The organism is Nocardioides sp., from assembly GCF_047606145.1.
Lineage (GTDB): Bacteria > Actinomycetota > Actinomycetes > Propionibacteriales > Nocardioidaceae > Nocardioides.
In genome coordinates this window covers 1-3046 of record NZ_JASGET010000081.1, presented here as the reverse complement: position 1 = coordinate 3046, position 3046 = coordinate 1, and the positions used below count along the sequence as shown (strand labels likewise).

1 protein-coding gene and 1 pseudogene are annotated in these 3046 nt (G+C 68.9%); one reads left to right on the top strand and one right to left on the bottom strand.

Annotation, left to right across the window (positions count from 1 at the left end):
* Positions 1-268 (top strand): annotated as a pseudogene (locus tag QM638_RS09775) (A/G-specific adenine glycosylase); the annotation flags it as partial.
* Here the strand turns inward: QM638_RS09775 and QM638_RS09770 are convergent.
* Positions 250-2811 (bottom strand): ATP-dependent Clp protease ATP-binding subunit, encoded by a 2562-nt coding sequence (locus QM638_RS09770; RefSeq protein WP_415141776.1) that lies wholly within the window; start codon positions 2809-2811, stop codon positions 250-252. The pseudogene QM638_RS09775 and the gene QM638_RS09770 sit on opposite strands and share 19 nt — an antisense overlap.
* Positions 2812-3046: the final 235 nt, after the last annotated feature.

The window sequence follows — 3046 nt, the reverse complement described above, 5'->3', positions numbered from 1 at the left end:
GCTGCGGCGGCTGCCCGGTGCGACACCTGTGCCGGTGGCACGCCGCCGGCCGGCCGTCGTACGGCGCGCCCAGACCTGGGCCGGCACCGACCGGCAGTGCCGCGGCCGGCTGCTCGCCGTGCTCCGCGACGCCGACGGCCCCGTCCACCGCAGCCGGCTGGACGCGGTCTGGTCGGACGTCGCCCAGCGAGAGCGCGCTCTCGCTGGGCTCGTCGCGGACCGGTTGGCGGTGCGGGTCGGCCCGAACGGCTACGCGCTGCCGGACTGACCGGGCTTGTCCAGGTCGACGCCGTCGCTCTCGCCGATGCCGGCGGGCTCCAGCGGCGGGACGTCCGGGATCGCCGAGCGCTTCTGACCGGTGAAGGTGAACACCGCCGCGGGACCCTCGCCGTCGACACCGACCAGCACGATCTCGCCGGGGCCGACGTCGCCGTACAGCATCTTCTCGGCGAGGACGTCCTCGATCTCGCGCTGGACGGTACGACGCAGCGGCCGGGCGCCGAGCACCGGGTCGAAGCCGCGGGTGGCGAGCAGCTCCTTGGCGGCCGGGGTGAGCTCGATGCCCATGTCCCGGTCCTTGAGCCGCGTCTCCACCCCGGCGATCATGTTGTCGACCATCGCGATGATCTGCTCCTGCGTGAGCGGCGGGAACACGATGACCTCGTCGACACGGTTGAGGAACTCGGGGCGGAAGTGCTGCTTGAGCTCCTCGGAGACCTTCGACTTCATCCGCTCGTAGTTGCCGGCGACATCGCTGGCCTGACTGAAGCCGAGGTTCACCGACTTGGCGATATCCCGGGTGCCCAGGTTGGTGGTCATGATGATGACGGTGTTCTTGAAGTCGACCACCCGACCCTGGGAGTCGGTGAGACGACCCTCCTCGAGAATCTGCAACAGCGAGTTGAAGATATCCGGGTGGGCCTTCTCGACCTCGTCGAAGAGCACAACGCTGAACGGCTTGCGTCGCACCTTCTCGGTGAGCTGGCCGCCCTCCTCGTACCCGACGTATCCCGGGGGTGAGCCGAACAGCCGAGAAACGGTGTGCTTCTCGCCGAACTCGGACATATCGAGCTGGATCAGCGCGTCCTCGTCGCCGAACAGGAATTCGGCGAGCGTCTTGGACAGCCACGTCTTCCCGACCCCGGACGGGCCGGCGAAGATGAACGAGCCACCGGGGCGCTTGGGGTCCTTCAACCCGGCACGCGTGCGGCGGATCGCCCGGGAGAGCGCCTTGACGGCCTCGTCCTGGCCGATGACCCGCTTGTGCAGCTCGTCCTCCATCCGCAGCAGCCGGGCGGACTCCTCCTCGTTGACCTGGACGATCGGGATGCCGGTGGCGACCGCGAGCACCTCGGCGATCAGCTCCTCGTCGACCTCGGCGATCTCGTCCATGTCGCCGGCGCGCCAGGCCTTCTCCCGGTCGGCCTTCTTGGCGATGAGCTGCTTCTCCTCGTCGCGCAGCTTGGCGGCGGCCTCGAAGTCCTGGCCGTCGATGGCGGCCTCCTTGCGCTGTCGCACCTCGGCGATCTGCTCGTCGTACTCCCGCAGGTCGGCCGGCGCCGTCATCCGCCGGATCCGCAGCCGGGAGCCGGCCTCGTCGATCAGGTCGATGGCCTTGTCCGGCAGGAACCGGTCGGAGATGTAGCGGTCGGCGAGCGTCGCCGCGGAGACCAGCGCCTCGTCGGTGATGGTCACCCGGTGATGCGCCTCGTAGCGGTCGCGGATGCCCTTGAGCATCTCGATGGTGTCGGCGATCGACGGCTCGGGCACCTGGATCGGCTGGAAGCGGCGCTCCAGCGCGGCGTCCTTCTCCAGGTGCTTGCGGTACTCGTCCAGCGTGGTGGCACCGATGGTCTGCAGCTCACCGCGGGCCAGCATCGGCTTGAGGATGCTGGCTGCGTCGATGGCGCCCTCGGCCGCACCGGCGCCGACCAGGGTGTGGATCTCGTCGATGAACAGCACGATGTCGCCGCGGGTGCGGATCTCCTTGAGGACCTTCTTCAGTCGTTCCTCGAAGTCACCGCGGTAGCGCGACCCCGCCACCAGCGCGCCGAGGTCCAGGGTGTAGATCTGCTTGTCCTTCAGCGTCTCGGGCACGTTGCCGCGGACGATGTCCTGGGCCAGCCCCTCCACGATCGAGGTCTTGCCGACGCCGGGCTCCCCGATCAGCACCGGGTTGTTCTTGGTACGGCGCGAGAGGACCTGCATCACGCGCTCGATCTGCTGCCCGCGGCCGATGATCGGGTCGAGCTTGCCCTCGCGGGCGTCCTGGGTGAGGTTGCGACCGAACTGGTCGAGCACCAGCGAGCTGGACGGCGTCTCGGACGAGCCACCGGCCGTCGCCGCGGCCGGCTGGCCGCCCTGCTCCTTGCCCTGGAACCCGGAGAGCAGCTGGATGACCTGCTGACGGACCCGGTTGAGGTCGGCGCCCAGCTTCTGCAGCACCTGGGCCGCGACACCCTCCCCCTCGCGGATCAGGCCGAGCAGGATGTGCTCGGTGCCGATGTAGGAGTGGCCGAGCTGCAGCGCCTCGCGCAGGGACAGCTCGAGCACCTTCTTGGCGCGCGGGGTGAAGGGGATGTGTCCGGACGGCGCCTGCTGACCCTGGCCGATGATCTCCTCGACCTGGGCGCGGACGGCCTCCAGCGAGATGTCCAGCGACTCGAGCGCCTTGGCGGCGACACCCTCCCCCTCGTGGATGAGCCCGAGCAGGATGTGCTCCGTGCCGATGTAGTTGTGGGAGAGCATGCGGGCCTCTTCTTGGGCCAACACGACCACCCGACGAGCTCGGTCTGTGAACCGCTCGAACATTCGCATCGCTCCTCTTGCCTCAGCGGGGTGAGCACCGGTCCGGGATCAGCGGTGACCCGATCGCGGTGACATCCTTGATAACCCCGGAACCAGCCTACGCGTTCCGTCGAGCCTGACCATTTCGGTCCGCTGACAGCGAACACCGTCATCACCCGGCCGGATCCGCGCCGGATCGATGCCGCCAGTTGCGACCGGATGCCGCGGGCCCAGGATCTTTCAAGATCCTGGGCCCGCG

What these genes read in the sequence shown, in the direction of transcription:
- QM638_RS09770 (WP_415141776.1), bottom strand. Translation starts at nt 2,811, where the DNA reads ATGTTCGAGCGGTTCACAGACCGAGCTCGTCGGGTGGTCGTGTTGGCC.